The sequence below is a fragment of the Streptomyces ficellus genome, assembly GCF_009739905.1.
Taxonomy (GTDB): domain Bacteria; phylum Actinomycetota; class Actinomycetes; order Streptomycetales; family Streptomycetaceae; genus Streptomyces; species Streptomyces ficellus_A.
The window spans coordinates 1,280,254-1,301,382 of sequence record NZ_CP034279.1 but is presented as its reverse complement, the minus strand read 5'-3'; the positions used below and the strand labels follow the sequence as shown (position 1 = coordinate 1,301,382).

The window sequence follows — 21,129 nt, the reverse complement described above, 5'->3', positions numbered from 1 at the left end:
GTGACCGGCATATCCCGCTTCACCGGCGACGCCAGCCCCTACGGCGGCGGTGACCCGTACGCCGACTACCGCACCGCGGACCTCCCCTTCACCGGTCTCGTCGACCTGGCCGACCGCCGCCTCGGCGCGGGCGTCATCGCCGCCAACGACGAGTTCTTCGCCGAGCGCGAGAACATGCTCAAGCCCGAGCCCGCCGAGTTCGACCCCGAGCACTTCGGCCACAAGGGCAAGATCATGGACGGCTGGGAGACGCGCCGCCGCCGCGGCGTGTCCGCCACCGAGCCCCACCCCACGGACGACGACCACGACTGGGCCCTGGTACGGCTCGGCGCGCCCGGCGTCGTACGCGGCATCGTCGTCGACACCGCCCACTTCCGCGGCAACTACCCGCAGGCCGTGTCCGTCGAGGCGACCTCGGTGGCCGGTTCGCCGTCGCCCGAGGCCCTGCTCGCCGACGACGTCGAGTGGACGACGCTCGTCCCGCGCACCGCCATCGGCGGCCACGCCGCGAACGGCTTCGCCGTCGACGCCGAGCGCCGCTTCACGCACCTGCGCGTCAAGCAGCACCCCGACGGCGGCATCGCCCGCCTGCGCGTGTACGGCGAGGTCGCCCCCGACCCGGAGTGGCTGGCCGTGCTCGGCACCTTCGACGTCGTCGCGCTGGAGAACGGCGGCCGCGTCGAGGACGCCTCCGACCGCTTCTACTCGCCCGCCACCAACACCATCCAGCCGGGCCGCTCCCGCAAGATGGACGACGGCTGGGAGACCCGCCGCCGCCGCGACAAGGGCAACGACTGGATCCGCTACCAGCTGGTGGAGCAGTCCGCGATCCGCGCCGTGGAGATCGACACCGCGTACCTCAAGGGCAACAGCGCCGGCTGGGCCGCCCTGTCGTCACGCGACGGCGAGGACGGCGACTGGACCGAGGTCCTGCCCCGCACCCGCCTCCAGCCGGACACCAACCACCGGTTCGTCCTGCCGGAGCCCGCGGTCGGCACCCACGTACGCATCGACATCTACCCGGACGGCGGCATCTCCCGCCTCCGCCTGTTCGGCTCGCTGACGGCACTGGGCGCCAAGCGCCTGGCCGCCCGCCACGACCAGCTGAACTGACCCGGCCCGGGCAGCACGACACCTGCCCGTACGCGGGGGCGCACCGGCCCGACAGCACCGGTGCGCCCCCGCGCTCCTCCCGCGGGCGGCCTACGCGGCGTGGCCGCCGTCCACCGAGAACTCGCCGCCCGTCACGTACGCCGCGTCCTCACCGGCCAGGTACGCCACCATCGCCGCGACCTCGTCCGGCACGCCGAAGCGGCCGAGCGCCGTCAGCGCGCGCTGACCGTCCGCGTAGGGGCCGTCCGCCGGGTTCATGTCCGTGTCGACCGGCCCCGGGTGAACGATGTTGGCCGTGATGCCCCGTGCGCCGAGTTCCCGGGCGAGCGCCCTGTTCAGGCCGACCAGCGCCGCCTTGCTCATCGTGTAGAGGGTGCCGCCCGGCCCCGGCACCCGCCGGGTCATGCAGGTGCCGATCGTGACGATCCGCCCGCCCCGGCCCATGCGGGCCGCGGCCGCCTGCGAGGTCAGGAACACGCCCCGCACGTTCACCGCCAGGACCCGGTCCACGTCGGCCGCCGTGAGGTTCTCCAGCGGGCCCAGCACCCCGATGCCCGCGTTGTTGACGAGCACGTCCAGCCGCCCGCCGAGGGCCCGCGCGGCGCGCTCCACGACCTCCGCCGCCTCACCGGCCTCGCCCGCGTCGGCGCGCAGGGCGAACCCGCGCCGGCCGGTCGCCTCCACCTTCCGTACCACCTCCCGGGCCGCCTCCTCGTCCCGTACGTAGGTGAGTGCCACGTCCGCGCCCTGCTGGGCCAGCCGCAGTGCGGTGGCGGCGCCGATGCCGCGGCTGCCGCCGGTCACGAGGGCCGTCCTGCCGTTCATGGTGTCCTCCGTCGTGCCTCTTGATGGTTGCGCGTTCAATCACACCGGACGAGGGCTCGCCGCACCGGCGGTAAACGGACGTCTGCCTCCGCGCACCGCCACACCGATGAGTCATCTGCGCGGGCACAGTCGGTACGGGTGACACACGATGAGAACCGACCCGCACGGAGAACGAGAGGCACGGCCATGGCCAAGCTGACGATCACCACCTTCCTGACCCTGGACGGCGTGATGCAGGCGCCCGGCGGCCCGAACGAGGACCGCTCCGACGGCTTCGAGCACGGCGGCTGGAGCGTCCCCTTCGCCGACGAGGACTTCGGCCGGTTCATGGACGAGGTGTTCCGGCGGGTCGACTGCTTCCTGCTCGGGCGGCGGACCTACGAGATCTTCGCCGCCCACTGGCCCCGGGTCACCGACGAGGACGATCCCGTCGCCGGCCCGCTCAACCGCCTGCCCAAGTACGTGGTCTCCCGGACCCTCGACAGGGCGGACTGGAACAACACCACCGTCCTCGGCGGCGACCTGGCCCAGGAGGTCGGCCGCCTCAAGGAGGAACGGACCGGCGGCGAGATCCAGGTGCACGGCAGCGCCCGGCTCGCCCGGAGCCTGATCGCGCTCGGCCTGGCCGACGAGCTGAACCTGCTGGTCTTCCCGGTGTTCCTCGGCACGGGCCGCCGCCTGTTCCCCGACGGCGGGCCGCCGACCGCCTTCGCCCTCACCGGCCACCGCACCACGTCCACCGGCGTCACCATCCAGACCTACCGCCCCACCGGCCCCGCCGCCTTCGGCACCTACGAACTCGGCGAGTGACCCGCCGCCCCCCATCCGGTCCGCGCTCGCCGGCACCGGCGAGGGTGGACCATCACCCTCACCCTTAGGCTGGCCCGGTGGCCACGGTCGATCTCAGCGCGTACGGCGAGGACTTCACCGCCGACCCCTACCCGTACTACGCGAAACTCCGCGAGGCCGGGCCCGTCCACCACGTGCGCACCGCCCTCGGCAACGAGGTCTGGCTGATCGTCGGCCACGCCGAGGCTCGGGCCGCGCTCGCCGACCCCCGGCTGTCCAAGTCACCGGCGACGGTGGGGCGGCGGATGCTCGACGAAGAGGTCATCGGCCCCTACCTGCTGGTCCTCGACCCGCCCGACCACACCCGGCTGCGCCGGCTGGTCGCCCGCGAGTTCACCGCCCGCCGCGTGGAGGCCCTGCGCCCGCGCGTCCAGCGCATCACGGACGAGCTGATCGACGCCATGGCGCCCGCCGGGCACGCCGACCTCGTCGAGGCGCTGGCCTTCCCGCTGCCCATCACGGTGATCTGCGAACTCCTCGGCGTGCCCCTCGCCGACCGGGACGCCTTCCACGCCTGGTCCACCGAGATGGTCGCGCCGACCGGCCAGGAGGCCGAGGGCGCCGCCGTGCGGGCGCTGGCCGCGTACCTGGACGGGCTCATCGAGGACAAGCGGTGCGCCGGCCCCGCCGACGACCTGCTCTCCGCGCTGCTGCGCACCAGCGCCGAGGACGGCGACCGGCTGTCCGCCGCCGAGCTGCGCGCCATGGCCTACCTGCTGCTGATCGCCGGCCACGAGACGACCGTCAACCTCATCTCGGGCGGCGTCCGCGCCCTCCTCACCCACCCGGACCAGCTGGCCGCGCTGCGCACCGACCCCGGCCTGCTCGACGGGGCGGTGGAGGAGATGCTGCGCCACGACGGTCCCGTCGAGACGGGCACCGCACGCTTCGCCCGCGAACCGATCCGGGTGGGGGACACGGTCATCCCCCGCGGGGCCGCCGTCCTCGTCGGGATCGGCGCCGGCGACCGGGACCCGGAGCGCTTCCCGGACCCCGACCGCTTCGACATCCGCCGTGACACCGGCGGCCACCTGGCCTTCGGGCACGGCATCCACTACTGCCTCGGCGCGCCGCTGGCCCGCCTGGAGGGCCGGATCGCCGTCCGCGGCCTTCTGGAGCGGTTCCCCGGCCTGTCCCTCGACCCGGCGGCCGGGCCGCTCGACTGGCTGCCCGGCCTCCTCATGCGCGGGGTCCGCCGCCTGCCCGTCAGATGGTGACCAGGTCCCCGACCTCGTCCAGCCGCACCGGGCGCCGCTCCCGCCGCGACCGCTCGCACGCCTCCGCCACGCGCAGCGCCTGAAGCGCCTCCCGCCCGTCGCAGGGGTTGGCCAGCTCGCCCCGCGCCACGTGCACGAAGGCGTTCAGCTCGGCCTCGTACGCCGGGGCGAACCGCTCCAGGAACCCCGGCCACGGCTTGTTGGCCGCCGGCGGGCCGAGCGGCTCGGTGGACGTGAGGGGCGTGCGGTCGTCGAGGCCCACCGCGATCTGGTCGCGCTCGCCCGCCAGTTCCATCCGTACGTCGTAACCGGCGCCGTTGCAGCGGGTGGCCGTCGCGGTGGCGAGGGTGCCGTCGTCGAGGGTGAGGAGCACGGCGGCCGTGTCGACGTCGCCCGCCTCGCGGAACATCGCGGGGCCGCCGTCCGCGCCGGTGGCGTACACCTCGGTGATCTCGCGGCCGGTGACCCAGCGCAGGATGTCGAAGTCGTGGACCAGACAGTCGCGGTAGAGCCCGCCGGACAGCGGGAGGTACGCGGCGGGCGGGGGCGCCGGGTCGGAGGTGATCGCCCGGACCGTGTGCAGCCGGCCGAGGCGCCCGGCGTGGACGGCGTCCCGGGCGGCCCGGTAGCCGGCGTCGAAGCGGCGCATGAAGCCCAGCTGGAGCTGGGTGCCGGCCGCCTCGACGTCGCGGAGCGCGCCGAGCGTGCCGGGCAGGTCGAGGGCGATGGGCTTCTCGCAGAAGGTGGGCAGGCCCGCGCGGGCGGCGCGGGCGATGAGTTCGGCGTGGGAGGAGGTCGCCGAGGCGATCACCACCGCGTCCACGCCCCAGGCGAAGACGTCGTCGACGGCCGGCGCCGCCGTCGCGCCGGTGAGTTCGGCGACCTGGGCCGCCCGGCCGGGGTCGGCGTCGGCGACGACCAGTGAGCCCACCTCGGGGTGGCGGCTGAGCACCCCCGAGTGGAAGGTCCCGATACGTCCCGTTCCGATGAGTCCGATGCGCATGGCCCCCAAGGTGGTGCCGCCACCGTCACCTGTCAAGCTTTTGTCCTGACAACATGACTTCACAACTTCCCGTCATCATTCCCGGTGGATAGGCTCGGCCCGTGCCCAAGCAGACCCGAGCAGCCAGAGAAGAGACCGGTTCCGTCGTGCGCCTCCCGCTGAGCGTGGACCGCACCAGCCCGGTCCCGCTCTACTTCCAGCTCTCCCAGCAGCTGGAGGCGGCCATCGAGCGCGGGACCCTCACCCCGGGCAGCCTCCTCGGCAACGAGATCGAGCTGGCGGGCCGGCTCGGGCTGTCCCGGCCCACCGTCCGCCAGGCCATCCAGGCGCTCGTCGAGAAGGGCCTGCTCGTCCGCCGCCGAGGCGTCGGCACCCAGGTCGTGCACAGCCAGGTCAAACGCCCCCTGGAGCTCAGCAGCCTGTACGACGACCTGGAGGCGGCCGGCCAGCGCCCCGCCACCACCGTGCTCGCCAACCGCATCGAACCCGCCTCCGCCGAGGTCGCCGCCGCCCTCGGCGTACCGGAGGGCGCCGAGGTCCGGTACGTGGAGCGGCTGCGGTTCGCCCACGACGAGCCGATGGCCCGGCTGCGCAACCACCTGCCGCTCGGCCTGCTCGACCTGGACACCGAGCTGCTGGAGGCGACCGGCCTCTACCGCATGCTGCGCACCGCCGGCATCACCCTGCACAGCGCCCGCCAGAAGGTCGGCGCCCGGGCCGCCACGGGCGTGGAGTCGGAGCTGCTCACCGAGGAGCCGGGTGCCCCGCTGCTGACGATGGAACGCACCACCTTCGACGACACCGGCCGGGCGGTCGAGTTCGGCTCCCACGTCTACCGCGCGTCGCGGTACGCCTTCGAGTTCCAGCTCCTCGTCCGCCCGTAGCGGCGCCCGGCGGTTCGACGGCGGCACCCGCACCACTTTCTCGTAAGGATGTCCGGACAAACTCTTGACGGGTTCGCTCCGCCCCCGTAGAAACGCACCCAGCCGCACCACGGCGGCGCCGGGGAGACGAGGCAGACCCACGATGCGAACCACCCGCACGGCGGCAGCCCTGTTGGCCGCAGCCGCACTCACCGCCACAGCCGCCGGATGCAGCAGCTCGGGCGGCAAGGACTCCGAGGACGCCGCGAACGGCTCCGGCGGCGGGAGACCCGCCGCCACGCGGGCCATGACGGTCGCGATGGTCACCCACTCCGGCGAGGGCGACACCTTCTGGGACATCGTCCAGAGCGGCGCCAAGGCCGCCGCGGCCAAGGACAACGTCACGTTCCTCTACGCCGCCGACAAGGAGGGCAAGGGACAGGCGGCTCTCATCGACTCGTACGTGGCCAAGAAGGTCGACGGCCTGATCGTCACCCTCGCCAAGCCCGAGGCGGTCAAGGCCTCCGTCGCCAAGGCGGTCGCCGCCGGCATCCCGGTCGTGACGATCAACTCCGGCGGCCCGCACTCCAAGGCCTTCGGGGCGATCACCCACATCGGCCAGGACGAGGCCGTGGCCGGTGAGGCCGTCGGCGAGGAACTCACCGCGCGCGGCAGGAAGAAGGCGCTCTGCGTCATCCACGAGCAGGGGAACGTGTCCCTCGAGGAGCGCTGCGCCGGGGTGAAGAAGACCTTCAAGGGCACCGTCGAGAACCTCGGCGTCGAGGGCACCAACATGCCCGCAGCGACCTCCGCCGTCGAGGCCAAGCTGCAGGCGGTCAAGGACATCGACGCCGTCGTCACCCTCGGCGCCCCGTTCGCCGCCGCGTCCGTCAAGGCGCGGCAGGGCGCCGGGTCCCGCGCCGAGATCAACACCTTCGACCTCAACGCCGCCGTCGTCGCCCAGCTCAAGGCCGGGCAGATCGGCTTCGCCGTCGACCAGCAGCCCTACCTCCAGGGCTACCTCGCCGTCGACGCGCTGTGGCTGCACGAGGACAACCTCAACGTCATCGGCGGCGGCAAGCCCGTCCTCACCGGCCCGGCCCTCGTCACCGAGAAGGACGTACCGGCGCTGGAGGAACTGACCGCCCGCGGTACCCGATGAAAACCGGGCACATCGCCATGACCCATACTTGGCCCGCGGCATCACCAGCACGGCAAGCACAACAGACACAGCAAGCGCAGCAAGCACTATCAGCACAGCAAGAAGGGCACGGCGTCGTGGCGAGGGTACGGACAGGGGTGCGCGCGGTCCGCGCGGTACTGGCGACGGTGCTCGGAGTGTCCCTCGCGGCCACCGTGGCGGGATGCAGCGCCACCGGCGGCAAGCGCGCCGAGGACGCCCGCAAGGCCGCCGCCGAGGGCCGGTCCGCCGTCGACACCCCGCGGTGGACCGTGGCCATGGTCACCCACTCCGGGGACGGCGACACCTTCTGGGACATCGTCCAGAACGGCGCCAAGCAGGCCGCCGTCAAGGACAACATCAACTTCCTCTACGCCCACAGCGACGAGGGGCAGCAGCAGGCCCAGCTGGTCGACTCCTACATCGACAAGAAGGTCGACGGCCTCATCGTCACCCTGGCCAAGCCCGACGCCATGAAGGCGGCCGTCGCCAGGGCCGTGAAGGCCGGCATCCCCGTGATCACCGTCAACTCCGGCTCCGAGCAGTCCAAGGCCTTCGGCGCCCTCACCCACATCGGCCAGGACGAGACCATCGCCGGTGAGGCGGTCGGCGACGAGCTGGACCAGAGGGGCCGCAAGAAGGCGCTGTGCGTCCTGCACGAGCAGGGCAACGTCGGCCACGAGCAGCGGTGCGGAGGGGTGAAGAAGACCTTCGACGGCGACCTGCAGAACCTGTACGTCGACGGCACCAACATGCCCGACGTCCAGGCGTCCATCGAGGCCAAGCTCCAGACCGACCGCTCCATCGACGCCGTCGTCACCCTCGGGGCGCCGTTCGCCGACGCCGCCGCCCAGGCGAAGAAGGCCGCCGGGTCCGACGCCGAGATCGACACCTTCGACCTCAACGCCAAAGTGGCCGCCGGTCTCAAGAGCGGTCAGCTGGGCTTCGCGGTCGACCAGCAGCCGTACCTCCAGGGCTACGAGGCCGTCGACCTGCTCTGGCTGTACCGCTACAACGCGGACGTGCTGGGCGGCGGCAGGCCCGTGCTGACCGGACCGCAGATCATCACCGAGAAGGACGCCGCCGCGCTGGCGCAGTTCACGGAGCGAGGTACCCGATGACCGCCACCGCCCCACCCGTGAAGGACGAGACCCCCGCCGACGAGCGGCTGCTGCGCACCTCACCGCTGCAACGGCTCCTCGGCCGGCCCGAGCTCGGCTCCGTGGTCGGCGCCGTCGCGGTCTTCGTCTTCTTCGCGATCGTCGCCGACGGCTTCCTGCGCGCCTCCAGCTTCGGCACCGTCCTCTACGCCGCCTCCACGATCGGCATCATGGCCGTCCCGGTGGCGCTGCTGATGATCGGCGGCGAGTTCGACCTGTCGGCCGGTGTCATGGTCACCAGCGCCGCGCTGATCTCCTCGATGTTCAGCTACCAGATGACCGCGAACGTCTGGGCCGGCGTCGGCGTGTCCCTCCTGGTGACCCTGGCCTTCGGCGTCTTCAACGGCGTGATGCTCACCCGGACGAAACTGCCGAGCTTCATCATCACGCTCGGCACGTTCCTGATGCTGACCGGCCTGAACCTCGGTCTGACCAAGCTGATCAGCGGCACGGTGTCGACGAAGACGATCGCCGACATGGAGGGCTTCGCCTCGGCCCGGGCCCTGTTCGCCTCCCAGTTCTCCGTGGGCGGCGTCGACATCAAGGTCACCGTCCTGTGGTGGTTCGGTCTGGTCGCCGTCGCGACGTGGATCCTGCTGCGCACCCGGTTCGGCAACTGGATCTTCGCGGTGGGCGGCGGCGCGGACGCGGCCCGCGCGGTGGGCGTCCCGGTCCGCACCACCAAGATCGGCCTCTACATGGGCGTGGCCTTCTGCGCCTGGGTGTCGGGACAGCACCTGCTGTTCTCCTTCGACGTCGTCCAGTCCGGCGAGGGCGTCGGCAACGAACTGATCTACATCATCGCCGCCGTGATCGGCGGCTGCCTGATCACCGGCGGGTACGGCTCCGCGATCGGCTCGGCGGTCGGCGCGTTCATCTTCGGCATGACCAGCAAGGGCATCGTGTACGCGGAGTGGAACCCGGACTGGTTCAAGTTCTTCCTCGGGGCGATGCTCCTACTCGCGACCCTGCTCAACCACTGGGTCCGCAAGCGCGCGGAGGCGACACGATGAGCACCCCTCTCGTCCAGCTCGAGGACGTCAGCAAGTACTACGGCAACATCCGCGCCCTGGAAGGCGTCTCGCTGGAGGTCCACGCCGGCCAGATCTCCTGCGTGCTCGGCGACAACGGCGCCGGCAAGTCCACCCTCATCAAGATCATCGCCGGGCTGCACCGGCACGACGGCGGCTCCTTCCGCATCGAGGGCGAGGAGACCTCCCTCTCCTCCCCGCGCGAGGCACTGGACCGGGGCATCGCCACCGTCTACCAGGACCTGGCGGTCGTGCCGCTCATGCCGGTGTGGCGCAACTTCTTCCTCGGCTCCGAGCCCACCCGGGGCAGAGGTCCCTTCAAGCGCCTCGACGTCGACCTGATGCGCGAGACGACCCGCAGCGAGCTGGCCCGCATGGGCATCGACCTGCGCGACGTCGACCAGCCGATCGGCACCCTGTCCGGCGGCGAGCGCCAGTGCGTGGCCATCGCCCGCGCCGTCCACTTCGGCGCCAAGGTCCTCGTCCTCGACGAGCCGACCGCCGCGCTGGGCGTGAAGCAGTCGGGCGTGGTGCTGAAGTACGTGGCGGCCGCCCGTGACGCGGGCCTCGGCGTGGTCCTGATCACGCACAACCCCCACCACGCGTACCTCGTCGGCGACCGTTTCGTCCTGCTCAAGCGCGGAGTGATGTCGGCGAGCCACACCAAGGACTCCGTCACGCTCGACGAGCTCACCCGCCAGATGGCGGGCGGCAGCGAGCTGGAGGACCTGCGCCACGAGCTGGAACGCGCCCCCGCCCCCTCCCACCTCGGCGGCCCCGGCACCCGCCCCGACCCCGCGCCCTGACCCCGGCGGATCGCCGCCCCCGGCCACGTACCTGGCAGAATCGGGGGCGGCGGGCGCCGTCCGCCGCCGGCCCCCCACAGCCCGGCTCCCCCCACCACCAGGGACGACAGGACTCGTGAGCACGTACCGCGATCTCGCCCACAAGGGCCCCGCCCGCGCCACTGTCCTGCGGACCGTCTCGGCCCGTGAGCGCCGCTCGCACCTGACCGCGCCCCGCGTCCCCACCGTCGGCATCGACATCGGCGGCACGAAGGTGATGGCGGGCGTCGTCGACGCCGACGGTCAGATCCTGGAGCAGATCAAGACCGAGACGCCGGACAAGTCCAAGAGCGCCAAGGTCGTCGAGGACACCATCACCGAGCTGGTCCTGGACCTCTCCGACCGGCACGACGTCCACGCGGTCGGCATCGGCGCCGCCGGCTGGGTCGACGCCGACCGCAGCCGCGTCCTGTTCGCCCCGCACCTGGCCTGGCGCAACGAGCCGCTGCGCGACTCGCTCCAGGCCCGCCTCGCCGTCCCCGTCATGGTCGACAACGACGCCAACACCGCCGCCTGGGCGGAGTGGCGGTTCGGCGCGGGCCGCGGCGAGGACCACCTGGTCATGATCACCCTCGGTACCGGCATCGGCGGCGCCATCCTGGAGGACGGCCAGGTCAAGCGCGGCAAGTACGGCGTCGCCGGCGAGTTCGGGCACATGCAGGTCGTCCCCGGCGGCCACCGCTGCCCCTGCGGCAACCGCGGCTGCTGGGAGCAGTACAGCTCCGGAAACGCCCTGGTCAGGGAGGCCCGGGAGCTGGCGGCGGCCGACTCGCCGGTCGCGTACAACATCATCGAGCGCGTCAAGGGCTCCGTCCCCGACATCACCGGCCCGCTGATCACCGAGCTGGCCCGCGAGGGCGACGCGATGTGCGTCGAGCTGTTCCAGGACATCGGCCAGTGGCTCGGCGTCGGCATCGCCAACCTGGCCGCCGCCCTCGACCCGTCCTGCTTCGTCGTCGGGGGAGGCGTCAGCGCCGCCGACGACCTGCTCATCGGCCCCGCCCGCGACGCCTTCCGCCGCCACCTCACCGGCCGCGGCTACCGCCCCGAGGCCCGCATCGCCAAGGCGCAGCTCGGCCCCGAGGCGGGTATGGTCGGTGCCGCCGACCTCGCCCGGCTGGTCGCCCGCCGCTTCCGCCGCGCCAACCGCCGCCGCCTGGAGCGCTACGAGAAGTACGAGCGGTACGCCCAGGCGATCCGCAACGGCCGTACGACCCCCACCCAGGAACCGTAGTCATGGCAGTGACGTCCGTACTGAACCAGCCCGCCTCACCGGAGGAGCGCCGGCGCATGATCCGCCGCCGGGTCCTGACCGCCGTCGTCATCGTGCTGCTCATCGGCATCCCGGCCGGCTACCTGGTGATCTCCGCCCAGCAGAGCCGCGCCAGCGGACGCGACAAGGAGGCCGAGTCCTCCGTCACCGGACTCCAGGACAGCTGGCCGTCCAAGATGAAGCGCCGCGTCTTCGAGGTCCCGATCCCCGGCGGCTCCACCGAGGTCGCCTACTTCGAGACCAGCAACTGGAAGTCCAGCAGGCTGTACGTCGAGTTCACCACCACCGGCGCGGGGCTGGACGACTTCCTCAACGACGTCGGGACGAGCCGCGCCGCCCTCGACGCCCAGGACGTCACGATCAGCGAGCGCGACGCCCACACGGTGGGCTGGAAGTTCCCCGGCGGCCACGACTGGTCCGCCACCACGCACCGCCAGAAGGACCCCCGCCCCAGCCAGGACATCACCGTCGACCTCACCGACCCGGCGGCCCCCCGCGTGTACGTCGTCTCGACCGCGACCCCCTGACCGGCCTCATGGAGGACACGGCCCGGGGGCGCGGGCGGCGGCGCGTTCAGCAGCGCCGGGTGGGCTCGTCGCCGTACGGGAAGGTCACGTTCCCGCTGTATACCCACGAGGTCCAGTCGGGGGACCAGAACCACTTCGTCCCGCGGGCGGGGTTGTAGTAGTAGCAGGTCGCGTGGGCCCAGCCCTGGTTCGGCTGCTTGTACCCGTCGCACTCCGAGTAGGGGCCCCCGCGGAAGGTGGCGCCCGCCTTGTAGTGCATGTGCCGGATGCCCTCGCGCCCCTCGATGTCCCAGTCGCAGTCGACCGCTGCGATCCGGGCCGCGGAGGCGGGTGCGGACGCGGCGACGGCCGCCCCGGCGGTGGGGACGACGGCCGATGCCCCGAGCATCACGGCCGCCGTCAACGTACGACGGATCTTCATGTCCTCCCCTTTCGCGCCCTGTGGCGCTGGTGCTCATCGACGAGGCACGGGCGGCCCGCACGGTGACGGGCCGGCCCGGCCGGACACCGAAGAGCCTCGCGACCGGCGGCGGGCCGGGGCAACGCCCACCGGCTGTCCCGGACAGCGCGCCGGCTGTCCGGGCAGGTCAGCGGCGTGTCCGGAGTGCGATTCGGACAAGGGCGGGAAGCGTTTGCGGTTCCGCACCGCTGCCGCCGGCGACGGCGACGGCGACCCGGTCATCGTCGGATTCGGCGGCCCGGCACGCGCCACCCGGCCGGAAGGGCACAGTCAGGCCCCCCGCCTCAGGGGCGGACCGGAGAGATGAGAGGCTCTGACGAGTGAGCGAGACACCACCGAACACCCTGCAATACCGGTCCGACGGCCCCGACGACGCCCCCGTCCTCATCCTCGGCCCGTCGCTCGGCACCACCTGGCACATGTGGGACCGGCAGATACCCGAGCTGGTGCGCCAGTGGCGGGTCATCCGCTTCGACCTCCCCGGCCACGGCGGCGCCCCCGCCCACCCCGCGAGCTCCGTCGCCGACCTCACCGACCGGCTGCTGGCCACCCTCGACGAACTGGGCGTCCACCGCTTCGGCTACGCCGGGTGCTCCATCGGCGGCGCCATCGGCACCGACCTCGCCCTGCGCGCCCCGCACCGTCTCGCCTCGCTCGCCCTGATCGCCTCCTCGCCCCGCTTCGGCACCGCCGACGAGTTCCGCCAGCGCGGGGTGATCGTCCGCACCAACGGCCTCGACCCGATGGCCCGCACCGCGCCCGAGCGCTGGTTCACCCCCGGCTTCGCCGCCGCCCAGCCCGCCATCGTCGAGTGGGCCGTCCAGATGGTCCGCACCACCGACGCCGGCGCGTACGTCGCCGCCTGCGAGGCGCTCGCCGCGTTCGACGTCCGCGCCGACCTCGGCCGCGTGGGCGTCCCCACCCTGGTGCTGGTCGGCTCCGAGGACCGCGTCACCGGCCCCGCCGAGGCCCGCCACCTGGTCGCCGGCATCCCCGACGCCCGTCTCGCCGTGGTGCCCGGCGCCTCCCACCTCGCGCCGGTGGAGCAGCCCGCGGCCGTCACCGACCTGCTGGTACGGCACTTCTCCACCAGCTGGCAGGCCGTGTCCGACTCGTCCACCGGCATGGCCGCCCTCGCGGCGCCGCCCGTGGCGCAGGCCATCGCCGCCCCGGCCGCCCCGGCGGTCGCGCACGCCGTCCCGTCGGCCACCGTCGCGCCGGCGACGACGCCCGTGACGCCCGTGACGCCGGTGACGCCCGCCGAGCCCGGCCCGGCCGAACCCGGGGCCGTCCCGAGCGCCGTACCGCCGGTGGCCGCCGCGGCGGTGCCGCCCCCGGCCGCCGCGGGCCCGCAGGCCCCCGGGGCCGCCGCGCCCGCACCTGCGGGAGCCGAGCGGCCCGACCCGTACGACGCGGGGATGAAGGTGCGGCGCGAGGTGCTGGGCGACGCCCACGTCGACCGGGCCATGGCCGCCGCCGACGACTTCACCGGCGACTTCCAGGACCTGATCACCCGCTACGCCTGGGGCGAGGTGTGGACCCGCGACGGCCTGGACCGGCGCACCCGCAGCGCCGTCACCCTGACCGCCCTGGTCGCCGGCGGCCACCTGGAGGAGCTCGCCTTCCACACCCGCGCCGCCCTCCGCAACGGCCTCTCGCCCGCCGAGATCAAGGAAGTGCTGCTCCAGACCGCCGTCTACTGCGGCGTCCCGGCCGCCAACTCGGCGTTCCGCGTCGCCCGCCAGGTGATCGTGGAGGAGACCACTCCGGAAGCCTGAAGGGGCAGGATGGTCCCATGAAGCTGACCAAGAAGTCCCACGCCTGCATCCGGCTGGAGAAGGGCGGGCGCACGCTCGTCGTCGACCCCGGCGGGTTCACCGAACCGGACGCGGCGCTCGGCGCGGACGCCGTCCTGGTCACCCACGAACACCCCGACCACTTCGACGAGGGGCGGCTGCGCGTCGCCCTGGAGGCGTCCCCGGGCGCCGAGATCTGGACGCTGCGCAGCGTCGCGGAGAAGATCTCGGCGGCCTTCCCCGGCCGGGTCCACACGGTGGGCCACGGCGACACCTTCACCGCCGCCGGGTTCGACGTCCAGGTGCACGGCGAACTGCACGCCGTGATCCACCCGGACATCCCCCGGGTCACCAACATCGGCTTCCTGGTCGACGGCGCCCTCTTCCACCCCGGCGACGCGCTCACCGTCCCCGACCACCCCGTCGAGACGCTGATGCTCCCGGTGATGGCCCCCTGGAACAAGATCTCCGAGGTCATCGACTACGTGCGCGAGGTGAAGCCGCGGCGCGCCATCGACATCCACGACGCCCTCCTCACCGACCTGGCCCGGCCCATCTACGACCGCCAGATCGGCGGGCTCGGCGGCACGGACCACGGCCGGCTGACGCCCGGGGACACGGCGGAGCTGTGACGGCCGCCGACGCGTCACCCCCGCCTGTCACAGGCCCCCGTTAGGCTGTGGGACATGCGCATCGCCACCTGGAACGTCAATTCGATCACCGCCCGGCTGCCCCGGCTCCTCGCCTGGCTGGAGAGCAGCGGCACGGACGTGCTGTGCGTCCAGGAGACCAAGTGCACGGCGGAGCAGTTCCCCACCGACGAGCTGCGCGAGCTGGGGTACGCGTCGTCGGTGCACGCCACCGGCCGGTGGAACGGCGTGGCCCTGGTCTCCCGCGTCGGCCTGGAGGACGTGGTCCACGGCCTGCCCGGCGGCCCGGAGTACGAGGCCGTGGCGGAGCCCCGGGCCATCTCCGCGACCTGCGGCCCGGTCCGGGTCTGGTCGGTGTACGTGCCGAACGGCCGCGAGGTCGCCCACGAGCACTACGCGTACAAGCTGCGCTGGCTGGAGACGCTCAAGGGCGCCGTCGCCGAGGACGCGGCGGGCTCCCGCCCCTTCGCGGTGCTCGGCGACTTCAACATCGCGCCGACCGACGACGACGTCTTCGACCGCGCCTTCTTCGAGGGCTCCACGCACGTCACCGAGCCCGAGCGCGCCGCGCTGGCCGGGCTGCGGGAGACCGGGCTCACCGACGTGGTGCCCCGCCCGCTGAAGTACGACCACCCGTTCACGTACTGGGACTACCGCCAGCTGTGCTTCCCCAAGAACCGGGGCATGCGCATCGACCTGGTGTACGGCAACAAGCCGTTCTCCGACGCGGTCAAGGACGCCTACGTCGACCGTGAGGAGCGCAAGGGCAAGGGCGCCTCGGACCACGCCCCGGTCGTCGTCGACCTCGACGTGTAGCGCGCGCCCTGTAGTGCGCCCGGTGCGTTCGGTGCGACGCTGGGTGCCATGAACATCCCTTTCCTGGACGCCTGGCGGAAGCGGCACGGCGGTGGGCGCGCTCTCGCGGCCGTCGAGAGCGGCCCGAGGGACGGCGACCCGGAGGGCGTGGCCGACATGCTCGCCGAGTGCGACCTGCTGCGCGCCCGGGTGAAGGAGCAGGGGGTGCGGCTGGACGACACGCCCCGCTCGCTGGAGGCCCTCGACCAGCTTCCGCCGCGCTGGCGGGACGACCCCGAGGAGCTGCCCTGGCTCGGCAACGACGCGGGGCTCTACCTCGGTACGGTCATCGTACGGACGGTGCCCGGCGCGCACTGGCACCTGACGCGGGGCGGCCAGCCCGTCGTCCGGCTGGTGTCGGGCCGGGAGATCCACGTCGTCGAGGCCGGTCTGGACTGGGCGATCGGCGGATCCCCGGAACTCTCCCAGGTCTACGCGGAGGCCGCCGAGGGCTGACCTCCCGGATCGGGTGGTTATACGGCTTATGCCCCCTTTATGCGTGTCGAGGGCGTGAAGTCCCTTTTCGGGCTGGATAGTTTGCGCTGACCTCGACACAGCTGAGAAGGGGGCAGGGCAGCGTATGGCCGTCGATCCGTTGATCGAGCTGCGTGACGTCAACAAGCACTTCGGTACGTTGCACGTCCTCCAGGACATCACCCTCACCGTCGGCCGCGGAGAGGTCGTGGTCGTCATCGGACCCTCCGGATCGGGCAAGTCGACCCTCTGCCGGGCCGTCAACCGGCTGGAGACGATCGAGTCCGGCCGGATCATCATCGACGGCCAGGACCTCCCCGAGGAGGGCAAGGCGCTGGCCGCGCTGCGCGCCGACGTCGGCATGGTCTTCCAGTCGTTCAACCTCTTCGCCCACAAGACGGTGCTCGAGAACGTCTCCCTGGCCCCGGTCAAGGTCCGGGGGCGCAAGCGGGAGGACGCCGACCGGCGCTCCCGCGAACTGCTCGACCGCGTCGGCCTCGCCGACCAGGCGGAGAAGTACCCCGCCCAGCTCTCCGGCGGCCAGCAGCAGCGCGTGGCCATCGCCCGCGCCCTCGCCATGGAGCCCAAGGCCCTCCTCTTCGACGAACCCACCTCGGCCCTCGACCCGGAGATGATCAACGAGGTGCTGGAAGTCATGCAGCAACTCGCCCGGGACGGCATGACCATGGTCGTCGTCACCCACGAAATGGGCTTCGCCCGCTCCGCCGCCAACCGCGTCGTCTTCATGGCCGACGGCCGGGTCGTCGAGGACCGCACCCCCGAGGACTTCTTCACCGCCCCGCGCAGCGAGCGCGCCAAGGACTTCCTCTCCAAGATCCTCAAGCACTGACAGGGGGCGCTCGGACCGATGAACCGTACGAACCGTACGCGTACGCGACGCGCCTGGGCCGCCCTCGCGCTGGCCCTCACCGTCACCCTGACCGCGGGCGCCTGCGGCAAGGACGGCAGCCCGCCCGTCAAGGGCCCGCAACCCGACGAACTGCCCGTCTACCGGGTGGCGACCGGCTTCCGGCTGCCCGACTCGCCCACCTGGGAACGCGCCAAGAGGCGCGGCCACCTGATCGTCGGCGCCAAGGAGGACCAGCCGTACCTCGGCGAGAAGGACCCCGCCGGCGGCCGCTACTCCGGATTCGACATCGAGATCGCCAAGATGACCGCCGCCCACCTCGGCTTCGACCCGGCGACCGTCTCCTTCCGCACCATCGCCTCCGCCAACCGCGAGACCGCGCTCCAGAACGGCCAGATCGACTACTACGTCGGCACCTACACCATCAACGACAACCGCAAGAAGCTCGTCGGCTTCGCCGGCCCCTACTTCCTGGCGGGCCAGGACCTCCTCGTCCGCGCCGACGAGACCGGCATCAAGGGCCCGCGGGACCTGGCCGGCAAGCGCGTCTGCTCGGCCGCCGGCTCCACGCCCTACCAGCGGATCGAGGAGGAGTACCCGCAGGCCGACCTCGTCGCCTACGACACGTACTCGATCTGCGTCGACAACCTCCTCACCTACCAGGTCGACGCCGTCACCACCGACGACACCATCCTCCTCGGCTACGCCGCCAAGGTCCCCGACGAACTCAAGGTCGTCGGGCAGCCCTTCTCCGAGGAGCCCTACGGCGTCGGCGTTCCCCGCTCCGACAACGCGCTGCGCTTCGCCATCGACGACGCCCTCCAGGCCAACGAGGAGAACGGCAACTGGAAGAAGGCGTACGACGCGACGCTCGGCCTGTCCGGCGTCCCGGCCCCGAAGCCCCCCGCCATCGACCGCTACCCGGCGAGCTGAGGAGCCGGCCATGAACGTACTGACAGACAACTGGTCGCTCTACGGCGAGGGCTTCCTCGGCACCGTCGAGCTCACGGTCTACTCCTCCCTCCTCGCCCTCGTCCTCGGCTTCGTCATGGCGTCCTTCCGCGTCGCCCCCGTCGGCTCGCTGCGCGCCTTCGGCACCGTATGGGTGACCGTCCTGCGCAACACTCCGCTCACCCTGCTGTTCTTCGCGGTCCTGCTCGGCCTGCCGCGCTTCGGACTCGTCCTGCCCTTCACCCTGTTCGCGGTGATCGCGCTCGGCTGCTACACCTCCGCCTTCATCTGCGAGGCGCTGCGCTCCGGCATCAACACCGTGCCCCAGGGGCAGGGCGAGGCGGCCCGGAGCCTCGGCATGTCCTTCAGCCAGGCCCTCGCGGCCGTCGTCCTCCCGCAGGCCTTCCGCAGCGTCATCCCACCGGTCGGCTCCACGCTCATCGCCCTTGCCAAGAACTCGGCCATTGCGGGGGCGTTCAGCGTCACCGAACTCCTCGGCACCTACAAGACCCTCAACGAACTGGGCTACAGCATCATCTGGACCTTCGTCTGGATCGCCCTGGGCTACCTGATCATCACCCTCACCATCAGCGCCGTCTTCCACATCATGGAGAAGCGCTGGGGAGTCGCCCGATGACAAGCGCAACCGCTCTGTACGACATCCCGGGCCCCAGGACCCGGAAACGGCACTTCGCGTACGGGGTCCTGTCGACCGTCCTCATCGTGGCACTGGTCGGCTGGGTCCTCTACCTCCTCTTCGACACCGACCAGTTCACCTACGCCAAGTGGAACCCGTTCGCCTACGAGGGCATCCAGGAACTGCTGCTGCGCGGACTCGGCAACACCCTCAAGGCGTTCGCCCTCGCGGCGGTCCTCTCGCTCGCGCTGGGCGCCGTCCTCGCCACCGGACGCCTGTCCGAGCACCGGGTCTTCCGGTGGACGGCGACCGTCGTCGTCGAGTTCTTCCGCGCCATGCCCGTCCTGGTGATGATCTTCTTCATCTTCGTGGCGCTGAAGGTCCAGCCACTGCCCGCGCTGGTCGCCGGACTGACCCTCTACAACGGCTCGGTGCTCGCCGAGGTGTTCCGGGCGGGCGTCAACTCCGTGGAGCGCGGCCAGCGGGAGGCCGCGTACTCCCTCGGCATGCGCAAGACGCAGGTCATGACCCACGTCCTGGTGCCGCAGGGCGTACGGGCCATGCTGCCCGCGATCATCAGCCAGCTGGTGGTCGCGCTGAAGGACACCTCACTGGGCTTCCTCATCACCTACGAGGAATTCCTCCACGCGGGCAAGCTGATCGCGTCGAACCTCGACTACGATCTGCCGTTCATCCCCGTGGTGCTGGTGATCTCGCCGATCTACATCGGGATGTGCATGCTGCTCTCCTGGTTCGCCACCTGGGTGGCGAAGAGGCAGCGGCGCAGCCCGAAGACGGAAGGCCTGGACGCCCGGCCGGCCGGAACAGGGACGCTGCTGCCGGGGGGACCCCCCGAGCCCGGGTAGGGCGCGGGGGGACGCGGCGGCGGGTCGGGACGCCGACGGACCCGCAGGGCCAGCCCCGCCCGGCAGCGGCCGGAGATCACTTCTCGCGCAGCGGCACCGACACGTACGACGGGTCGGACGCCGGCGAGGAGAAGGTCAGCCGCGCGCCGGACGGGTTGTGCTCGATGTACAGCGGGTCGACGGTGTCGACGACCAGGGCGAGCCGGTGGCCGGCCGGGACGTCGTAGGCGGTGGAGAACAGCTCCAGGTCCACGGCGAACGGCCGGCCCGGCGTCCTGTCGTGGAAGGTGTACGGCGCGTTGCTCACCAGCTTGCCGACGCCCAGCGGGCCCACGTCGTACAGGTACGCGACCAGCGTTCCGCTCGGCTCGTTCGAGGTGACCGTGGTGTGCAGCCTCGTCGTCCCCCGCACGCGCTGGGCGGTGTCGTACCGCTCGGACTGCCAGACGGCGGCGAAGGAGCGGGGGAGGAGGGGGATGGACGCCACCGGGGGCAGCTTCAGGAACTGGTCGAGGATCCCCGACAGCATCACCGTGCCGCCGTTCGCGCCCGAATCGACGTTCGCGTACACCTTCTTGGTGCCGGCGAGCGCGATCTTGCGTTCGTTCGCGCCGACCGACTTCCAGTCCGGGTAGCCCTCGTAGCCGCCGGTGGAGCGGGATGCGAGCTGTACGGGCTGCTCGCGGTCGATGCCGTTGTCGGCGCCCTTGAGGTGGTGGTCGAACCAGCGGTGGGCGTTGGTCCAGGTGTCGTTGGGCAGGCCCAGCAGGCCGGTTGCCTCGGCGGTGGCGTGGTCGCCCGGGCGGAACTCCAGGCGCTTGGGGCCGGTGAGCTTCTCGTAGAAGGAGGCGTACTGGTTGGGCGGGAAGATGGTGTCGCCCCAGGCGTTGCCGAGCATGATGGCGGCGCCGTTGGCGTTGATCCGGTCCAGCGCGAAGGCGGGGGAGCGCTTGGCGCCCCACGCGATCATCTCCTCCTCCTTGTCGAGGTTGGAGGCGAGGAAGTCCTTGAGGGTCTGCTGGAGTTCGGCGCTCGGGCGGCCGGTGAGGTAGCCGGTGCCGCCGAGCATCGCGGCGGCCTGGCGGTGCTGGGTGCGGCCGCTGTAGATGGAGTCGATGAGGTCGGCCCAGCCGCTCATCGCGACGACGGCCTTGATGCGCTTGTCGTGCCCGGCGGCGAGCAGGCTGATCCCGGCGCCGTAGCTGACGCCCGCCATGCCGATCCGCTCGGGGTCCGCGGGCGTGTTGGCCAGCGCCCAGTCGATCACCTTGGAGGCGTCGGCGACGTCCGGCGGACCGGCGACCTCGATGTGCCCGCCGGACTGCCAGAAACCGCGGGAGTTGTAGCTGACGACGACGTAACCGGCGTCGGCGAGCTTCTTCGCCTGGGCGACGTACTCGACCTGCGGCATGGACCAGCTGGTCGGCAGCACGATCACCGGGAAGCGGCGGGTTCCGTCGGCACCGGCGGGGGTCACGACGTTGGCCTTCAGTACGGTGCCGCCGTCCCCGGCGATGTCGACGAAGCGGATGCCCGGTGGACCGGTGGGCGTGGCCGCCGCGGCGGGTGCGAGACCGAGGCCCGTTCCCGCCACCAGGGCGACGGAAACGGCACCGGTCGTCGTCGTACGGAGGGACGTACGGAGGGGGGTACGCAGGGCTCGTCGCGGCTCTCCCACGGTTCACT

At 72.1% G+C, this 21,129-nt stretch carries 22 protein-coding genes; 18 read left to right on the top strand and 4 right to left on the bottom strand.

The window, feature by feature from the left end; all coding sequences use genetic code 11:
• On the top strand, window positions 1-1,113 hold the full coding sequence (gene alc, locus EIZ62_RS05725) for an allantoicase (RefSeq protein WP_156691630.1): 1,113 nt from the start codon (window positions 1-3) through the stop codon (window positions 1,111-1,113).
• Window positions 1,114-1,203: 90 nt separating this feature from the next.
• Here alc and EIZ62_RS05720 read toward each other — a convergent pair whose 3' ends face one another.
• A complete protein-coding gene (locus EIZ62_RS05720; protein ID WP_156691629.1) occupies window positions 1,204-1,938 on the bottom strand; it encodes an SDR family NAD(P)-dependent oxidoreductase in 735 nt (244 codons plus the stop codon).
• Window positions 1,939-2,124: 186 nt separating this feature from the next.
• Between EIZ62_RS05720 and EIZ62_RS05715 the strand changes: the two genes are divergently transcribed.
• Window positions 2,125-2,748, top strand: coding sequence for a dihydrofolate reductase family protein (locus tag EIZ62_RS05715; protein WP_156691628.1), 624 nt, complete (start codon window positions 2,125-2,127; stop codon window positions 2,746-2,748).
• Between the two features lie 77 nt (window positions 2,749-2,825).
• Window positions 2,826-4,004 carry a cytochrome P450 family protein gene (locus EIZ62_RS05710; RefSeq protein ID WP_156691627.1) on the top strand — a complete coding sequence of 393 codons (1,179 nt, stop codon included), beginning with the start codon at window positions 2,826-2,828 and terminating at the stop codon, window positions 4,002-4,004.
• Here EIZ62_RS05710 and EIZ62_RS05705 read toward each other — a convergent pair.
• Window positions 3,994-5,007 (bottom strand): Gfo/Idh/MocA family protein, encoded by a 1,014-nt coding sequence (locus EIZ62_RS05705; protein WP_156691626.1) that lies wholly within the window; start codon window positions 5,005-5,007, stop codon window positions 3,994-3,996. The two genes, EIZ62_RS05710 and EIZ62_RS05705, sit on opposite strands and share 11 nt — an antisense overlap.
• Window positions 5,008-5,171: 164 nt before the next feature.
• On the opposite strand from EIZ62_RS05705, the gene EIZ62_RS05700 reads away from it, so the two are divergent.
• The 7 genes from EIZ62_RS05700 to EIZ62_RS05670 all read left to right on the top strand — a co-directional run bounded on the left by EIZ62_RS05700 (window position 5,172) and on the right by EIZ62_RS05670 (window position 11,886).
• The gene (locus EIZ62_RS05700) at window positions 5,172-5,891 is read left to right on the top strand and encodes a GntR family transcriptional regulator (protein ID WP_156696228.1); all 720 of its coding nucleotides are present in this window, start codon (window positions 5,172-5,174) and stop codon (window positions 5,889-5,891) included.
• Between the two features lie 142 nt (window positions 5,892-6,033).
• On the top strand, window positions 6,034-7,032 hold the full coding sequence (locus tag EIZ62_RS05695; RefSeq protein ID WP_156691625.1) for a substrate-binding domain-containing protein: 999 nt from the start codon (window positions 6,034-6,036) through the stop codon (window positions 7,030-7,032).
• Window positions 7,033-7,148: 116 nt separating this feature from the next.
• A complete protein-coding gene (locus EIZ62_RS05690) occupies window positions 7,149-8,171 on the top strand; it encodes a substrate-binding domain-containing protein (RefSeq protein WP_483030209.1) in 1,023 nt (340 codons plus the stop codon).
• Window positions 8,168-9,223, top strand: a complete 1,056-nt coding sequence (locus EIZ62_RS05685) for an ABC transporter permease (protein WP_156691624.1) — start codon at window positions 8,168-8,170, stop codon at window positions 9,221-9,223. The genes EIZ62_RS05690 and EIZ62_RS05685 overlap by 4 nt, the downstream gene beginning before the upstream one ends.
• Window positions 9,220-10,047: an ATP-binding cassette domain-containing protein gene (locus EIZ62_RS05680; RefSeq protein ID WP_156691623.1), complete on the top strand. Its 828-nt coding sequence runs from the start codon at window positions 9,220-9,222 to the stop codon at window positions 10,045-10,047. The genes EIZ62_RS05685 and EIZ62_RS05680 overlap by 4 nt, the downstream gene beginning before the upstream one ends.
• Before the next feature lie 115 nt (window positions 10,048-10,162).
• Window positions 10,163-11,320 carry an ROK family glucokinase gene (locus EIZ62_RS05675; RefSeq protein ID WP_156691622.1) on the top strand — a complete coding sequence of 386 codons (1,158 nt, stop codon included), beginning with the start codon at window positions 10,163-10,165 and terminating at the stop codon, window positions 11,318-11,320.
• A 2-nt stretch (window positions 11,321-11,322) separates the two neighbouring features.
• On the top strand, window positions 11,323-11,886 hold the full coding sequence (locus tag EIZ62_RS05670; RefSeq protein ID WP_208827778.1) for a hypothetical protein: 564 nt from the start codon (window positions 11,323-11,325) through the stop codon (window positions 11,884-11,886).
• Between the two features lie 46 nt (window positions 11,887-11,932).
• On the opposite strand, the gene EIZ62_RS05665 is transcribed toward EIZ62_RS05670, so the two are convergent.
• Window positions 11,933-12,307: a hypothetical protein gene (locus EIZ62_RS05665; protein WP_156691621.1), complete on the bottom strand. Its 375-nt coding sequence runs from the start codon at window positions 12,305-12,307 to the stop codon at window positions 11,933-11,935.
• 359 nt (window positions 12,308-12,666) lie between these two features.
• Here EIZ62_RS05665 and pcaDC point away from each other — a divergent pair, with 359 nt between their 5' ends.
• The 8 genes from pcaDC (at window position 12,667) to EIZ62_RS05625 (ending at window position 19,443) form a co-directional block, all read left to right on the top strand.
• Window positions 12,667-14,124, top strand: coding sequence for a bifunctional 3-oxoadipate enol-lactonase/4-carboxymuconolactone decarboxylase PcaDC (pcaDC, locus tag EIZ62_RS05660; RefSeq protein WP_156691620.1), 1,458 nt, complete (start codon window positions 12,667-12,669; stop codon window positions 14,122-14,124).
• 17 nt (window positions 14,125-14,141) lie between these two features.
• On the top strand, window positions 14,142-14,774 hold the full coding sequence (locus EIZ62_RS05655; protein ID WP_156691619.1) for an MBL fold metallo-hydrolase: 633 nt from the start codon (window positions 14,142-14,144) through the stop codon (window positions 14,772-14,774).
• 54 nt (window positions 14,775-14,828) lie between these two features.
• Complete coding sequence (locus EIZ62_RS05650) at window positions 14,829-15,608, top strand: exodeoxyribonuclease III (protein ID WP_156691618.1); 780 nt, start codon at window positions 14,829-14,831, stop codon at window positions 15,606-15,608.
• A 48-nt stretch (window positions 15,609-15,656) separates the two neighbouring features.
• Window positions 15,657-16,103, top strand: coding sequence for a DUF6278 family protein (locus EIZ62_RS05645; protein WP_156691617.1), 447 nt, complete (start codon window positions 15,657-15,659; stop codon window positions 16,101-16,103).
• Between the two features lie 124 nt (window positions 16,104-16,227).
• Complete coding sequence (locus EIZ62_RS05640; RefSeq protein ID WP_156691616.1) at window positions 16,228-16,971, top strand: amino acid ABC transporter ATP-binding protein; 744 nt, start codon at window positions 16,228-16,230, stop codon at window positions 16,969-16,971.
• Window positions 16,972-16,989: 18 nt separating this feature from the next.
• Window positions 16,990-17,922, top strand: a complete 933-nt coding sequence (locus EIZ62_RS05635) for a glutamate ABC transporter substrate-binding protein (protein ID WP_156691615.1) — start codon at window positions 16,990-16,992, stop codon at window positions 17,920-17,922.
• 10 nt (window positions 17,923-17,932) lie between these two features.
• Entirely contained in the window at window positions 17,933-18,577 is a 645-nt protein-coding gene (locus tag EIZ62_RS05630) for an amino acid ABC transporter permease (RefSeq protein ID WP_156691614.1), read from the top strand.
• Window positions 18,574-19,443 carry an amino acid ABC transporter permease gene (locus tag EIZ62_RS05625; RefSeq protein ID WP_156691613.1) on the top strand — a complete coding sequence of 290 codons (870 nt, stop codon included), beginning with the start codon at window positions 18,574-18,576 and terminating at the stop codon, window positions 19,441-19,443. Before EIZ62_RS05630 ends, EIZ62_RS05625 begins: the two co-directional genes overlap by 4 nt.
• 76 nt (window positions 19,444-19,519) lie before the next feature.
• Here EIZ62_RS05625 and EIZ62_RS05620 read toward each other — a convergent pair whose 3' ends face one another.
• On the bottom strand, window positions 19,520-21,121 hold the full coding sequence (locus EIZ62_RS05620) for a CocE/NonD family hydrolase (RefSeq protein WP_244375482.1): 1,602 nt from the start codon (window positions 21,119-21,121) through the stop codon (window positions 19,520-19,522).
• Window positions 21,122-21,129 lie beyond the last annotated feature (8 nt).